This window comes from Mycobacterium lehmannii, from assembly GCF_001499925.1.
GTDB lineage: Bacteria > Actinomycetota > Actinomycetes > Mycobacteriales > Mycobacteriaceae > Mycobacterium > Mycobacterium lehmannii.
Map to the genome: position 1 here is coordinate 326,726 of NZ_LQIR01000034.1, position 14,477 is coordinate 341,202.

The following is a 14,477-nucleotide window of genomic DNA, read 5'->3' on the forward strand; positions in this document are numbered from 1 at the left end:
GCGGAACTGACACACTGGGACAGTGCGCGACACACCGAAGTGCTGGCTGTCCGACATGGACGGGGTCCTCGTCCGCGAGGAACACGCGCTGCCCGGCGCCGCCGAGTTCCTCCAGCGGCTCGTCGACCTGCAGCGGCCCTTTCTGGTCCTGACCAACAACTCGATCTTCACGCCGCGCGACCTGTCCGCCCGGCTGAAGCGGTCCGGCCTGGTCGTGCCCGAGGAGTCCATCTGGACCTCCGCACTGGCGACCGCATCGTTTCTCACCGACCAGCTGCCGGGCGGATCCGCGTACGTCATCGGTGAGGCGGGGCTGACCACGGCGCTGCACGAGGCGGGCTACACGCTGACCGACGTCGAACCGGACTTCGTGGTCCTCGGCGAGACGCGGACCTACTCGTTCGAGGCCATCACCAAGGCGATCCGGTTGATCCTCGGCGGGGCTCGGTTCATCGCGACCAACCCCGACGTCACCGGGCCGTCCGCGGAAGGGCCGCTACCGGCCACCGGGTCGGTCGCCGCGATGATCACCAAGGCCACCGGCCGCGAACCGTACTTCGTCGGCAAGCCCAACCCGATGATGTTCCGCAGCGCGCTGAACCGGATCGAGGCCCATTCGGAGAGCACGGTCATGGTGGGCGACCGAATGGACACCGATGTCGTCGCGGGGATCGAGGCGGGCCTGGAGACGATCCTCGTGCTGACCGGGTCGACGACGGTCGATGAGGTCGAGCGGTACCCGTTCCGGCCCAGCCGCGTGCTGCCGTCCATCGCCGAAGCGATCGAACTGGTGTGAGTCGCGACGGGGCCGCTGCCTAAACTGACCCCGATGACCAGCACATCCGAGGCGACGCGGCCACTGGCCGGCGTGCGCATTGTGGAGATCTCCAGCTTCGTCGCCGTCCCGCTGGCCGGGATGACGCTGGCCCAGCTCGGGGCGGAGGTGACGCGGGTCGATCCGATCGGCGGCGCCGCCGACTACCGCCGATGGCCCGTTACCGGCGAGGGCGAGAGCATCTACTGGGCGGGCCTGAACAAGGGTAAGCGATCGGTCGCCGCTGACGTGCGTTCCGACGAAGGCCGCGACCTCATCAAGCGGCTCATCGCCAGTAGCGGGATCCTGATCACCAATGTGGCCGGGCGCGAATGGCATTCATACGAAACGCTCAAAGCGCTTCGCTCCGACCTGATCCATGTCGAGGTGTCCGGTCGCGCCGACGGCGGCACCGGGGTCGACTACACGGTCAACGCGGGTATCGGTTTCCCTCTGGTCACCGGGCCAGCCGAACTCGCCACACCGGTGAACCACGTGCTGCCGGCGTGGGACGTCGCATGCGGCCTCTACACGGCGCTGGCCGTCGTGACCGCGCTGCGGCACCGCGACGTGACCGGAGAAGGCCAGCGAATCGGCATCCCCCTGGAGAACGTCGCCCTGGCGACGGCGGGCAACCTCGGCTTCTTCACCGAGGTCATGGTCAACGGCACCGCACGCGAACGCATCGGCAACTCGGTGTACGGCCAGTACGGCCAGGACTTCGTCAGCAGCGACGGGGTGTCGTTCATGGTCGTCGCGTTGACCGGTCGGCATTTTCGCGATCTCACCGAGCTCACCGGTACGACGAAAGCGGTTGCCGCGCTGGCAGAAACGCTGGGTGCCGACTTCTCCGACGAAGGGCAGAGGTTCGTGCATCGCGACGCGTTGAGCGGATTGTTCGCCGAATGGTTCACCGCACACACCGGCGACGAGATCAGCGCCGCGCTGTCGGCGACCTCGGTGCTGTGGGAGCGCTACCGCACCTTCGCCGAGGCGACCACCGAGGACAGGGTCACCGACAACCCGCTGTTCACGTCGCTCGACCAGCCGAGGATCGGCAGCTATCTGGCGCCGGGGCTCCCGATTTCGATCGACGGACAGTATTCGCCCGCGGTCGCGTCGCCGGCGCTGGGGGACGACACCGTCGCCGTGTTGGGCGAGTGGCTGGGGCTGACCGCCGATCAGGTCGACGGCCTGGTCGCGTCGGGCGCGGTGGCGACGGGACGCGCGGGATGAGCAGGCTGCTCGACCTGCTCGAGCTGCGCTCCGGGACGGAGGCGGACGGTTGGGTCGGGCCGGCGAGCGGCCCTGCGGGCAAACGCGCCTACGGCGGTCAGTTCGTCGCGCAGAGCCTGGCCGCCGCTTGCCGCACCGTCGACGGAGACCGGTTGCCGACGAATCTGCACCTGCAGTTCCTGCGCGGCGGAGAGGCGGGCGACGACGTCGACTACACCGTCGCACGCGTCTTCGACGGCCGCACGTCCTCGGCCCGCCGTGTGGAATCCCGGCAGCAGACACGGCTTCTGACCACGGCCACGGTGTCCTTCGCCGTGCCCACCCGCGGCCCGGAGCACGGGCGTCGACTCCCCGCGCTGTACGATCCGGAGTCCTTACCGCGCACCGGTCCCGCCGGGCCCGCGCCGTCGATGCCGCTCGAGGAACTCGACATCAGGATCGTCGACGACAGCTCCTCTGGAGAGTTCGTCCGCCGTCTCTGGTGGCGCGCCACAGTGCCGCTTCCGGACGATCCGATCGTGCACACCCTGATCGCGGTCTATGTGTGCGACGTGTACATGATCGATCCCGCGCTACAGGTTCACGGCCATTCGATGCGGGCGCGCACGCACCGCAGCGGGACCACGGATTCGTCGATCTGGTTTCATCAACCGGTATTCGCCGACCAGTGGAACCTGCTCGAGACGACCTCGCCCGCCGCGGCACGGGGAAGGGGCGTTGTCACCGGGAACCTGATCCGCGCCGACGGGGTCATCGTCGCCACGCTGGCGCAGGAAGGCCTTATCGCGGAGCGGGATTGAGCTCTGCCGAGGCGCCCTGCCTGCGGCGTACCCGCAGCCCTCGACGCGCCATCGTCACCAGATAGGTGAGCAGTATGCCGACGGCAAGCGAAGCGATCACGCCGACGGCGGGGTGGCCGGGGAACATCGCATACACCTGGTAGTGGACGAGGTAGGTGTACAGCGAGGCCTCGGCGAGAACACCGACCGCCACGGTCAGCGCCGCGGGGCAGCGGATGGTGGGCAACCAGATCACCAGGGCGAGACCGCCGAACACGAGAAGCTCTCGCAGCGTGCTGTCGAAGTAGCCGTACAGCGCCACCGCCAGAACCGCCGTCAGCAGCACCCGCTGCAAGGTTGTGCCGGCCTTCGATGCCGCCCAGCCGATGGCGAAGAACCAGAACGCGAGCATGGTGAACCAGGCATCCCGGCCCATGTCCAGCCCGAGCACGTCGTAGCGCAACGCCAACCCGGCGACCAGGAACACCACGGCAACCGCGAACGGACGCCGACGCTCGACCCGGTCCATCGCCGGAATGCAGAACAACAGCGCCAGAGCGACCAGCGTCCAGACCAGAATCTCGACGAACCACAGGCGGCCTGCGGTCATGCTGTCGTGCGGACCGAGAATCTTGTTGGCCAGCAACAGGTTCGTCCAGGTGTAATCCGACGTCCACAGCAGGACGATGCCCACCCACACCACCGAAGGCACCGCGATCCAGCCGATGGTGTTCCGCAGGTGGCGGACCCGTTTGGTGCGCGACACCGGGGTCAGGCAGAACCGGCCGAAGTTGTATCCGGCGATGCCGAGCAGCAGATGAGCGCCGCCCCACAGCTCGAACAACTCGGCATGCGAACCGACGATCAAGATGATCGCCACAGCCCGCAACGCCACGCTGGTTTCCAGCGTCGCGTCCCACAGTCGCCACCGCGTCCGCGGCCGCTTGACCAGCCTCTCGAGTTCGCGAAGCGGCCGCTGCTGCCATCCGGCGGGCAGCTGGCCCAGCGCTCGCTCGAGTCGCACGGACATCGCCACATACGACAGCGAGTTCCCTCCGAGATCGACGAAGCTCGCGTTTGGGTCGACCGCCGCCGGGTCGAGCTGCAGCACGTCGGCGAACACCTCGCGCAGGTCGGTGGTCGACGTCGTGTCTGGGCCCCGCGCGAGTTCGCGGACGGTTTGGTAGTCGGGTTTGCCGGATTCCAGCAGCGGCAGTTCGTCCACTGCGACTGCGCGTACGGCCGATGCCGGTACGCCGGCGGCCTCGGCCGCGATGCGCTGGAGATCGCGTTCACTGTGCGCGCCGGCCGCCGCGACGACGAGGCGGTCGTCGTCGTTGGTGCAGAATGCGGTGATACCGCGGGCGCTCAATGCGAACTCGATGCGTTGCAGATCCACGCGCAAGCCGTACATCTTGACGAACCGGCTGGTGCGACCGATGATTTCGTAGAGCCCGTCGGGAGCGCGGCGGGCGAGATCGCCGGTGTGCAGCGATTCGACGGTCTTGTCGAGGGTCAGGTCGTCGGGGCCGCGGGCGTAGCCCATCATCACGTTGGGTCCGCGGTAGACGAGTTCGCCCACGGCGTCGTCCGCTCCTTCGGCGGTCGATTCGATCGTGAACGAACCGCCCGGTATCGGCCGGCCGATGGCCTCGGGTCGCGACAGCGCCAATTCAGGTGGCAGATAAGCCATTCGGGCGGTCGCCTCGGTCGCTCCGTACATGACGAACAGCTGCCAGCCGCCGTTTCGGGCCTGTTCTGCGAACCGCCGGACGCGCTCAGGCGGCATGCGCCCACCGGCCTGCGTCACGTACCTCAGGTCCGGCAGCTCCATCGCGTCGAACTTGATCCGCTCGAGCAGTTCGAACGTGTAGGGCACACCTGCGAACGAGGTTCCGCGATGGCGGCGGAACAGGTCCCAAAACCGCTCGTCGGTCACCGAGAGATCCGTGAGAATGAGACCGGCGCCGCGGAGCAGGTGACTGTTGACGACCGAGAGCCCATAGCAGTAGGACATCGGCAGGGTGGTCGCCGCACGGTCGGTTTCATCGATATGGAGGTAGCGCGCGATCGCGCAGGCATTGGACAGCAGGTTGTCGCGGGAGAGCCGCACGAGCTTCGGTGATCCGGTGGTGCCGGACGTCGACATCAGCATCGCCAGGTCCTCGTGCAGGCGGCGCCCTCCGCCTCTGCGGCGATGGTGGATCACCCCGTCGCCGACGACGGTGTCGGGTTCGTAGGTGCGCAGGATCGTCGAGTGCTCCCGTCCGCCTGGAACGGGAAGCACCACATGGTCAGCCGCGAGCGCGGCGAGATAGTGCACGAGCGTGTCGATGTCGTTGCGCGTTTCGAGGAGCACGAGGCGTCTGCTCTCGCCGAGGTCGGGCATCGCGGCAGCAACCCGGTCGGCCAGCGCGGCATAGGTCATGTGCTGCGTATCGGTGTGCACCGCGACGTTGTCGCCGTAGCCGCGGAGGTGCTCGATCAGGGGGTTGGTCACAGCGCGACTCCGCTTCCGACCACCTGGATGTGGACTTTGGTGTCGACCTGCGGTGGATCGAGGCTGTGCTGGCGCACGATGATCGGGTCCGCGTCGCCGGCGGGGTCGACGGTCAACAGCACGTCGTGGCCGAGGAACTCTACGGCCAGCACGGTCCCGACGCCCTCGAGCCGCTCGGTGTCGGAAACCACCTTGGCGACAAGCTGTTCGGGCCGGAGAAGCAGCGTCGCGGGGCCCGTGGGTGCAGTTCCCCTACCGTGCAGGGGGATTCGTCCCAGCGCGCATTCGGCGATACCGTCGGTGACCGTGCAGGGGAGGGATACGCAGTCGCCGAGGAATGCGGCCGTGAAATGGTCGGTCGGATGCCGGTACACCTGCTGCGGCGGGCCCACTTGCGTGAACCGCCCGTCGCGCATGACAGCGACCTGATCGGCCACCGACAGCGCCTCCTCCTGGTCGTGGGTGACCAGCAGCGTGGTGACACCGGCATCGATCAGCAGGCGGGCTACGGCTTTTCGCGTTGACGCGCGCAGGCCGGTGTCGAGGGCGCTGAACGGTTCGTCGAGCAGCATCACGATTGGTTTGCGGGCGAGCGCCCGCGCAAGGGCCACCCGCTGCTGCTGGCCGCCCGACAGTTCGTGCGGTCGGCGTGTTGCGAAGGAGGCATCCAACGAGACCGTCTCGAGCAATTCGCCGACCCGGCCGCGAATCTCGGCTCGGCGGAGCGATCCGTTCAAGCCGTATGCGATGTTCTGCCCCACGGTCAGATGCGGAAACAGTGCGCCGTCCTGGGCGACGTAACCGATCGCGCGCCGGTGCGGTGCGAGGGCACCGCCCGGACCCGCGACCTGGCGTCCGCTGATGACGATCGTCCCGTCGTCCGGTGTCTCGAATCCCGCGATCAAACGAAGCAGCGTGGTCTTGCCGCATCCCGACGCTCCGACGACCGCGGTGATGGTACCCGCCTGCATTTCCAGGTCGATGTGATCGAGCACCGTGTGGCCGTCGAAAGCCTTGGCCAGCCCGTGTATTTCGAGGACGATCACAGTGCCGCCGCCTTCGTCGACTGCCGGTACAGCAGCAAAGTCACCGGTATGGCGAGGACCACGAGCACCAGTGCATAGGGTGCCGCCGCAGCGTAGTCGAGCTCGCTGGAGAACGACCAGAACATCATCGCCAGCGTCCGGGTTCCGGTGGGCGCGAGCAGCAGGGTAGCTGTCAGTTCGGTTGCCACCGCCACGAACACCAGCGCGGCCCCTGCCGCCGCGGCGGGAGCAGTGAGCCGCAGCGTCACCCGGAGAAAGGTCGCCGTCGGCGAACTGCCCAGCGACCGGGCCGCCTCCTCCAGGCTCGGCGGAACCTGAGCGAGGCCGGCTCGCACGTTGACCAGCGCGCGGGGCATGAACAACAGGACGTAGGCGAACACGATCAATGTCAGGCTCTGATAGAGGGGGCGCACGAAGTGAATCGTGAAGGTCACCAGCGCCAGCGCCGTGACGATGCCGGGCAGCGAACTGGTCACATAGTTGGCGCCTTCGACGACGCGAGCAAGAAAGCCGGACGAGCGCACGGCCACCCAAGCGACCGGGAACGCGAGCACAGTCGTCACAACCGCTGCGGCCGAAGCCAATCCGACGGTCTGACCCAGCGCCGAGATGATGTCATCGACGATCCAAACCTCGCCACCTCCCAACCACAGCCACCGCAGGATCGTGCCGACCGGCACTCCGATGGCCAGCACAGCCAGTGCCGTCAGCGCAATCGTCGCCGGAACCACGCTGTGGCGCAAATGAATCGGTGCGCTCACGCGCGGGGCGCCAGAACCGATCCTGGCGAACCGGGCGTTACCCCGCGCGGAGGCCTCGACGACCAACAACGCCAGACACAGAAGCACGAGCACACCCGCCAGCATGCTGCCTGCCGCTCCATCGAAGGTGGCCTGGAACTGCTGGAAGATCGCGACTGTGAAGGTGTCGAACCGCAACATTGCAAACGCGCCGAACTCCGCGAGAAGATGCAACCCGACCAGCAGCGAACCTCCCAGGATGGCGAGTCGCAACTGGGGAAGCGTGACGCGCAGAAACACCCCCGCCGAGCCGGATCCCAGCGCCCGTGCCGATTCCTCGACGGCAGGATCGAGCCGCCGCAGCGTCGCGGCGACCGGTAAGTACATGAACGGGAAGTAGGACAGGGTGGTGACCAGCACGCCCGCCGACAGGCCGTGCAGCGACGGGATCACCCCGATCCAGGCATAACTGTTGACGAACGCCGGAACAGCCAGCGGCGCGACGAAAAGCGGCCGCCACAGCGCCCGGCCCGGAAGGTCCGTCCGCTCCACCAGCCACGCCGCGCCCACACCGATCGCCACACACAGCGGAATCGTGACGAGAACCAGGGCGACCGTGTTGACGAGCAGTTCACCGACACGTGGACGCACCACGAGTTCGTACGCACGCGTCCACCCCACCGAGACCGTCGCCCAGGCCACGTATCCCAGCGGGATACAGGTGGCCGCCACCAGGATCGCGACGGTGACCGAGATGAGCGGGCCCGGCCGGGCCGTCATGTCCGACCGCGACACCGGTGCCGCGGGCGGGGGGACAGGGGGAGCGGCGGCGATCACTTACAGCAAGCCGGCTTCCGTCATCAGATCGGTGACCTTCTGAGCGTCGAGGTGCGACGGGTCGACGTTCGGCGCCTGCAGAGTGTCCAACGGAGGCAGGGCGGGGTTCGCGGGCACACCACTGGCGACCGGGTATTCGAACGACGTGCCCTTCTCGAGCACCTCCTGGCCGGCCTTGCCGGTGATGAACCGGACGAACTGCTGGGCTTGGTCCATTCGGTCGGTCGAGGCGAGCACCCCACCACCGGATAGGCTGACGAAGGCCCCGGGATCCTCGTTCTTGAAATAGTGAAGCGCGGTATTGCCGCTCATCTCTTTGGTTTTCGCTTGATCGCGGAACCAGTAGTAGTGGTAGATCACTCCGCCGTCGACCTCGCCGGCGTTGACGGCCTTGAGCGTGGCGATGTTGTCGCTGTAGAGCTTGGCATTGGCCTTCATCGCGGCCAGCCACTGTGCGGTCGCGGGCTCGCCCTTCAGTTGGAGCAGCGCCGAGACGATCGCCTGGAAGTCGGCCTTGGTCGGCGGGGCTCCCCAGCGGCCCTTCCATTCCGGCTGCTGCAGGTCGAGCAGTGACTTCGGCAGCTGGTCGGGCTGCAGTCTCGAGGTGTTGTAGACGAAGACGGTGCTGCGCGCGGCGACCCCCGTCCACTTGCCGCTCGGCGGTCGGTACTGCGGCGGCACCTGCTCGAGGGTCTCGGGTTCAAGGTCGGCGAACAGGCCGGCGCGCTCGACCGCGGCCATCGCCGGGGAGTTCTCCGTCAGGAAGACATCGGCAGGCGATGCTTTCCCTTCGGCCACAAGCTGATTGCCGAGTTCGGTGTCACCGCCCTGGCGGTAGGTCACCTTGATCCCGGTCTCCTCGGTGAAGGCGTCGATCCATTCCTTGGTCAGCGACTCGTGCTGGGCGTTGTAGATCAGCAGTTCGTCGCTTTCGCCGGAATCCGAGCAAGCCGTGGCGCCGGATGTCAGCGCGAGGGTTGCCAGGACGGCGGCGATCCGCCTCCACCGTGATCGCATACAGGGGGTCCTTTCGCGGTACGTGCAGGTCAGGCCGCAATCTTTAGCTGAGGTTTACCTAACGAACATACCTTGTCGGCCTCGCCGCCCGCAGTTTGCAGAGCAATTCGGCGGGGTAGTTTGCTTGCAACCAGGGGGCGGTCGGCCTCGCGACACAGATACCGGAGGACGAGGCGATGAAGAGGTCAATGCGATCGGCAATGGTATGCGGAGCGGCACTGGTGGCGGCCGGCGCCTTTGGCGCCGTCCCCGTGGCGAGTGCCGCGCCGTGCACGGCCAGCGGGTTGGCGACGACGGCGAGCGGCGTGCTCAGCCAAGCGGGCGGCTACCTGGAGTCGCACCCGGGTGCCAACGAGGTGCTGACCGCTGCGGCGACGCAGCCGCCGGATGCTGCCCGCGCCAGCGTGCGGGCGTACTTCACCGCCCATCCCAACGAGTACCTCGACCTGCGTGGGATCGCCGCACCGCTGACCGATATGCGCGCGCAGTGCGGGATCGCCGTCAGCCCCGGCCAGTTGGCGATGCTGTTCGAGGCGATGGGCGAATAGTCACATCCGCCCGGACCGGGCCCGGACGAAGTTGTAGACCCCGAAGGCGGCGATGCCGACCGCGGCGAGGATGAGAAGGAACTTGCCGAACGGCGCCTGCCCGAGTGTCTTGACCGCCGCGTCGAGCCCGGTCGCCTTCGCGGGGTCGGCCTGCAGCGTGGCCACGATCACGAGCACACCCGCGCCCGCGAGGACCAGTCCCTTGGCGGTGTAGCCCGCGACGCCCACGGCGGTGACGCCGGTGCCGCCCGAAGCCCGCAGATCCTTGAAGAACTTCTTCGCCACGCCCTTGTAGACGTGGTACCCGCCGACCACGATCAAGCCCGCCGCGATCGCGACCAACACGGCCTTGCCCCAACCGGATTGCATCATCTGCGCGGACAGGCCGGCGTTCTGTTGTGAACTCTGCTGTCCGCTGCCCATGGCGAAGCGGGCCGCCGAGAAGGCGATCGCGAAGTTGACGGCGGCCAGGCCGAGCGATTTCACGCGCTTCCACGCCGGTGTGTCGTCGCGGAAACGGCCCGAGCCCTCACCAGGCCTCGGGCCGACGATCGCCTCGGCGACGCGCCACAGCCCGAGTGCCAGCAGTCCGGCGGCGACGACCCACAGGAGCACTGCGCCGCCCGTCTGTTGCGCCAAGGTCGCCAGCGCTCCCGACTGGTCGGCGTTGCCACCGGATCCCAAGGCGATGCGCAGGATCAGGTAGCCGACGAGCAGATGCAGCACGCCGCTGATCGCGAAACCGGCACGCGCGGTGTATTCGAACGCATCGCTGTCGGTCGCCCGGTCGGCGACTCCGTGTAACGAGTTGTCGGTCATGCCGGCGTGTACCCCCTTTTTGACGTCGGCGAAACGGTGCCGGCTCGATCTGTGGATGAAGCCGGCGTTGGGGATGACGGGGACCATCGGCACCGCGGCGCCGCCGATGTGTCGGTGTCCTGCTCGACGGTAAAGCCATGACTTCATGGACCCGCGCCGAGATCGGCGCGCTGGGCGAGCAACTCGCGGTCGATCACCTGCGGTCGGCGGGGCTTCGGGTGCTCGAGCGCAACTGGCGGTGCCGGTACGGCGAGCTGGACGTGATCGCGGTCGACGATTCGGCCCGCACCGCGGTCTTCGTGGAAGTGAAAACCCGCACGAGCGACCGGTTCGGCGGCGTCGAAGAGGCGGTGACGCCACAGAAGGTACGGCGGCTACGGCGGCTCGCCGGGCTGTGGCTGGCCGCCCAGAAGACCGCATGGTCGCAGGTGCGCATCGACGTTGTCGGGGTGAGGATCGGCCGGCGCCGCAGCCCGGAGATCACCCACATCCAGGGGGTGGGGTAGATGTCGCTGGGACGGGCGTATTCGGTCGCGGTGACCGCGCTCGACGGTCAGATCGTCGAGATCGAGTCTCACATCGGTTCCGGTCTGCCGAGCATCACCTTGGTCGGGCTGCCGGACGCGGCACTTCAAGAGGCGCGCGACCGGGTTCGCGCCGCGATCACGAACTCTCGGTATGACTGGCCGATGACCAGGCTGACGATGGCGCTCTCACCTGCGACGCTCCCCAAAGTCGGGTCGGTCTACGACCTCGCGTTGGCGATGTCGGTGTTGGCGGCTGCCGCGAAGAAGCGATGGCCTCGCCTCGAAAAGACCGTGCTGCTGGGCGAATTGGCTCTCGACGGACGGGTCCGTCCCGTCAAGGGCATTCTGCCCGCCGTGTTGGCCGCCAAGCGGGAAGGCTGGCCGGCGGCCGTCGTCCCCGCCGGGAACCTCGCCGAGGCCAGCCTGGTCGACGGTATCGAGGTGTGGGGGGTGCGCACGCTGGGCCAGTTGAAGTCGTGGATGGAAGGCGGACAACGCCTCGAGCCTCGCACCACCTCGGCGTGCTCGCCGCCCGCACCCGTCCCCGACCTCACCGACGTGGTCGGCCAGTCCGAGGCGCGGTATGCAGTCGAGGTGGCGGCGGCGGGCGGTCACCACCTCATGCTGACCGGGCCGCCAGGCGTCGGCAAAACGATGCTGGCTCAACGCCTTCCGGGCTTGCTGCCGTCGCTGTCGGAGAGCGAGGCGCTGGAAGTCACGGCGATCTACTCGGTGGCGGGTCTGCTCTCGGGTGATGCCCCGCTGATCACCCGGCCACCCTTCGTGGCGCCGCATCACACGTCGAGCGTGGCGGCGATGGTCGGCGGCGGTTCGGGGATGGCGCGGCCCGGTGCCGTCAGCAGGGCGCACCGTGGCGTGCTGTTCCTCGACGAGTGCGCCGAGATCGGCAGCAACGTGCTCGAGGCATTGCGTACTCCGCTGGAGGACGGGGAGATCCGCCTCGCTCGCCGTGACGGCGTCGCTCGCTATCCCGCACGGTTCCAGCTGATCCTTGCCGCCAACCCGTGTCCGTGCGCCCGCCCCGACCCACGGGACTGCGTGTGCACCGGCCACGAGAAGCGACGCTATCTCGGCAAGCTCTCCGGTCCGCTGCTCGACCGGGTCGATCTTCACGTCCGAATGCACTCGCTACGCGCAGGCGCGATCGTCGCCAAGGACGGTGAGTCCACCGACGTGGTGCGTGAACGGGTGGCCGCGGCACGGGCAACGGCTGCCGAGCGGTGGCGGCCACACGGTATCGGCACCAACGTCGAGGTCAGCGGTTCATTGCTGCGCCGCAGGTTCCGGCTGTCCCCGGCGGTGATGAAACCGTTCGAGGCTGCGCTGAATCGCGGCACACTCAGCGTCCGGGGCATGGATCGCACGTTGCGGGTCGCATGGACGCTGAGCGACCTGGCGGGCCGGACATCGCCGACCCTCGAGGACGTCACCACCGCGTTGAGTTTCCGGCCGGCCGGAGGTCTGCCGTGACCACCACTGAAGCCTGGGCGTACCTGTCGCGGGTCGTCGAACCTCCGTGTCCCGCGCTGGTGGCGCTGGTGGCGCGGGTAGGTGCGGTGGAAGCCGCGGAGCGGGTGCGGCGCGGCTCGGCAGGCGAAGAAGTCAACCGGCACGCCGAGGCCCGTCGTGACATCGACTGTGCTGCCGACGATTTGGCGGTGTTGGCGCGCCGCGGCGGCCGGCTGATCACCAGCGACGACGTTGAGTGGCCGCTACTGTCGTTCGCAGCGTTCGGAGGCGGCGCTCCGGGCCGGTTGCAGTCGCAGGCGCATGCCCCGATGGTGCTGTGGGCGATCGGGCCCGCGGCTCTCGACGAGGTCGCCTTCCGGTCCGCCGCAGTCGTCGGGACCAGGGCCGCGACGACGTACGGCGAATTCGTCGCAGGCGACATCGCGACCGGGCTGGCGGAGCGCGACGTCGCGGTGGTGTCCGGTGGCGCGTTCGGTATCGATGGTGCAGCCCACCGCGCGACGCTTGCTGCGGAAGGGGTGACCGTCGCGGTGCTCGCCGGTGGCATCGACGTCCCGTATCCGGCCGGGCATTCCGCGCTGCTGCAGCGCATCGCCGAACACGGGTTGCTTCTCAGCGAGTATCCGCCCGGCGTGCGACCCGCGCGCCACCGGTTCTTGACGCGTAATCGGTTGGTGGCCGCGCTGGCCGGGGCGACCGTCGTGGTCGAGGCGGGCGCGCGAAGCGGTGCGGCCAACACCGCGGCTTGGGCACGGACGCTCGGTCGATCGGTGTGTGCGGTGCCAGGGCCGGTGACGTCATCGGCGTCGGTCGGGTGCCATGCGCTGCTACGGAGCGGAGCGCAGATCGTCACGCGTGCGGCAGACGTCGTCGAACTGGTCGGCAGGATGGGTGAACTGGCACCCGAGGAGCAACGTCCGGCCTCACCGCTCGACGAGCTCGGCGACATCGAGAAGCGGGTCTACGACGCGCTTCCGCGCCGGGGTGGCCGCACCGCCGAGGAGGTCGCGGTCGCATCCGGTCTGCCTGCGCGTCAGGTGCTGGGTCCACTGGTGAACCTGGAGTTGTCCGGCCTGGTGGTCGGGCGAGACGGGAGGTGGAAGCTGGCGGCGGGGTGACCCGGTTGTCGGCAAGGCCGCTGGTCGTACGAGGTAGAACCCTGACCGACGGCGTCCGCTCGTATAGTCGGTGAGGCCGGCTCGGAACCAGTGTGGTCGACCAGGCCGGCTGAGTTTTGGGAGGGATTCTTCGTGGCAGCGCGACCGATACACACCTTCGAAGTGGTGCGTACCGAGCAATTGACACCGCACATGATCCGGCTGGTTCTCGGCGGATCGGGATTCGACACGTTCACCCCGAACGAGTTCACCGACGCCTACGTCAAGATCGTGATCGTCGATCCCGGCATCGATGTCGCGCAGTTGCCGCAGCCGCTGACACTCGACTCGTTCTCGTCGCTGCCGCCGGAGCGGCGGCCCACCGTGCGCACCTACACGGTGCGCAGCGTCGACCCCGAGCGCCGCGAGATCTGCATCGACTTCGTGGTGCACGGTGACCACGGCGTCGCCGGGCCCTGGGCGGCCGCCGCGACCCCCGGCCAGCCCGCCTACCTGATGGGTCCCAGCGGCGCCTATGCGCCCGATCCCGCGGCGGACTGGCATCTGATGGCGGGTGACGAAGCGGCGGTGCCCGCGATCAGCGCCGCGCTGGAAGCGATGCCGGACAACGCGATCGGGCGAGTCTTCATCGAGGTCGCCGGGCCCGATGACGAGGTTCCGTTGAAGAAGCCCGACGGTGTGGAGGTGCGGTGGATCTATCGGGGCGGGCGTGCCGACCTGGTGCCCGAGGATCAGGCCGGTGACCACGCTCCGCTGATCGCCGCGGTCAAAGAGACCCCGTGGCTGCCGGGACAGGTGCAGGTGTTCATCCACGGCGAGGCCCAGGCCGTCATGCACAACCTGCGGCCCTACATCCGCAAGGAGCGCGGCGTGGAGGCCAAATGGGCGTCGTCGATCTCCGGATACTGGCGTCGCGGCCGCACCGAAGAGACCTTCCGCCAATGGAAGGCCGAGCTGGCCAAGGCCGAATCCGCTACCTGACTGGCGGCCTGGCACTCTTGCCGC

Annotated in this window: 13 protein-coding genes; 8 read left to right on the forward strand and 5 right to left on the reverse strand. The window is 68.2% G+C overall.

The genetic code is table 11. The features are described 5' to 3' along the window. Window positions 1–55 precede the first annotated feature (55 nt). From AU192_RS18500 to AU192_RS18510, 3 genes are read left to right on the forward strand one after another with little or no spacing between them, the layout of a single operon-like run. Entirely contained in the window at window positions 56–796 is a 741-nt protein-coding gene (locus AU192_RS18500) for an HAD-IIA family hydrolase (RefSeq protein ID WP_420799173.1), read from the forward strand. Window positions 797–829: 33 nt separating this feature from the next. Further along, entirely contained in the window at window positions 830–2,050 is a 1,221-nt protein-coding gene (locus AU192_RS18505) for a CoA transferase (RefSeq protein ID WP_064398729.1), read from the forward strand. Further along, window positions 2,047–2,850 (forward strand): acyl-CoA thioesterase, encoded by an 804-nt coding sequence (locus AU192_RS18510; RefSeq protein WP_064398730.1) that lies wholly within the window; start codon window positions 2,047–2,049, stop codon window positions 2,848–2,850. Before AU192_RS18505 ends, AU192_RS18510 begins: the two co-directional genes overlap by 4 nt. On the opposite strand, the gene AU192_RS18515 is transcribed toward AU192_RS18510, so the two are convergent. From AU192_RS18515 to AU192_RS18530, 4 genes are read right to left on the reverse strand one after another with little or no spacing between them, the layout of a single operon-like run. Continuing rightward, window positions 2,831–5,329, reverse strand: coding sequence for an AMP-binding protein (locus tag AU192_RS18515; protein WP_064398732.1), 2,499 nt, complete (start codon window positions 5,327–5,329; stop codon window positions 2,831–2,833). The genes AU192_RS18510 and AU192_RS18515 overlap by 20 nt on opposite strands. After that, window positions 5,326–6,375 (reverse strand): ABC transporter ATP-binding protein, encoded by a 1,050-nt coding sequence (locus AU192_RS18520; protein WP_064398734.1) that lies wholly within the window; start codon window positions 6,373–6,375, stop codon window positions 5,326–5,328. The genes AU192_RS18515 and AU192_RS18520 overlap by 4 nt, the downstream gene beginning before the upstream one ends. Beyond that, window positions 6,372–7,895, reverse strand: coding sequence for an ABC transporter permease (locus AU192_RS18525; protein WP_120275710.1), 1,524 nt, complete (start codon window positions 7,893–7,895; stop codon window positions 6,372–6,374). The genes AU192_RS18520 and AU192_RS18525 overlap by 4 nt, the downstream gene beginning before the upstream one ends. Window positions 7,896–7,952: 57 nt before the next feature. Beyond that, entirely contained in the window at window positions 7,953–8,969 is a 1,017-nt protein-coding gene (locus AU192_RS18530) for an iron ABC transporter substrate-binding protein (protein ID WP_064398738.1), read from the reverse strand. 188 nt (window positions 8,970–9,157) lie between these two features. Here AU192_RS18530 and AU192_RS18535 point away from each other — a divergent pair, with 188 nt between their 5' ends. Further along, window positions 9,158–9,517: a heme-binding protein gene (locus AU192_RS18535; RefSeq protein ID WP_164673998.1), complete on the forward strand. Its 360-nt coding sequence runs from the start codon at window positions 9,158–9,160 to the stop codon at window positions 9,515–9,517. On the opposite strand, the gene AU192_RS18540 is transcribed toward AU192_RS18535, so the two are convergent. Further along, window positions 9,518–10,336, reverse strand: coding sequence for a DUF1206 domain-containing protein (locus tag AU192_RS18540; RefSeq protein WP_064398887.1), 819 nt, complete (start codon window positions 10,334–10,336; stop codon window positions 9,518–9,520). A gap of 137 nt (window positions 10,337–10,473) precedes the next feature. Between AU192_RS18540 and AU192_RS18545 the strand changes: the two genes are divergently transcribed. The 4 genes from AU192_RS18545 (at window position 10,474) to AU192_RS18560 (ending at window position 14,453) form a co-directional block, all read left to right on the forward strand. After that, window positions 10,474–10,842, forward strand: a complete 369-nt coding sequence (locus tag AU192_RS18545) for a YraN family protein (RefSeq protein ID WP_064398742.1) — start codon at window positions 10,474–10,476, stop codon at window positions 10,840–10,842. Then, window positions 10,843–12,354 (forward strand): YifB family Mg chelatase-like AAA ATPase, encoded by a 1,512-nt coding sequence (locus AU192_RS18550; protein ID WP_064398744.1) that lies wholly within the window; start codon window positions 10,843–10,845, stop codon window positions 12,352–12,354. After that, a complete protein-coding gene (gene dprA, locus AU192_RS18555) occupies window positions 12,351–13,472 on the forward strand; it encodes a DNA-processing protein DprA (RefSeq protein WP_064398746.1) in 1,122 nt (373 codons plus the stop codon). The genes AU192_RS18550 and dprA overlap by 4 nt, the downstream gene beginning before the upstream one ends. Window positions 13,473–13,604: 132 nt before the next feature. Continuing rightward, window positions 13,605–14,453, forward strand: a complete 849-nt coding sequence (locus tag AU192_RS18560; RefSeq protein WP_064398747.1) for a siderophore-interacting protein — start codon at window positions 13,605–13,607, stop codon at window positions 14,451–14,453. Window positions 14,454–14,477 lie beyond the last annotated feature (24 nt).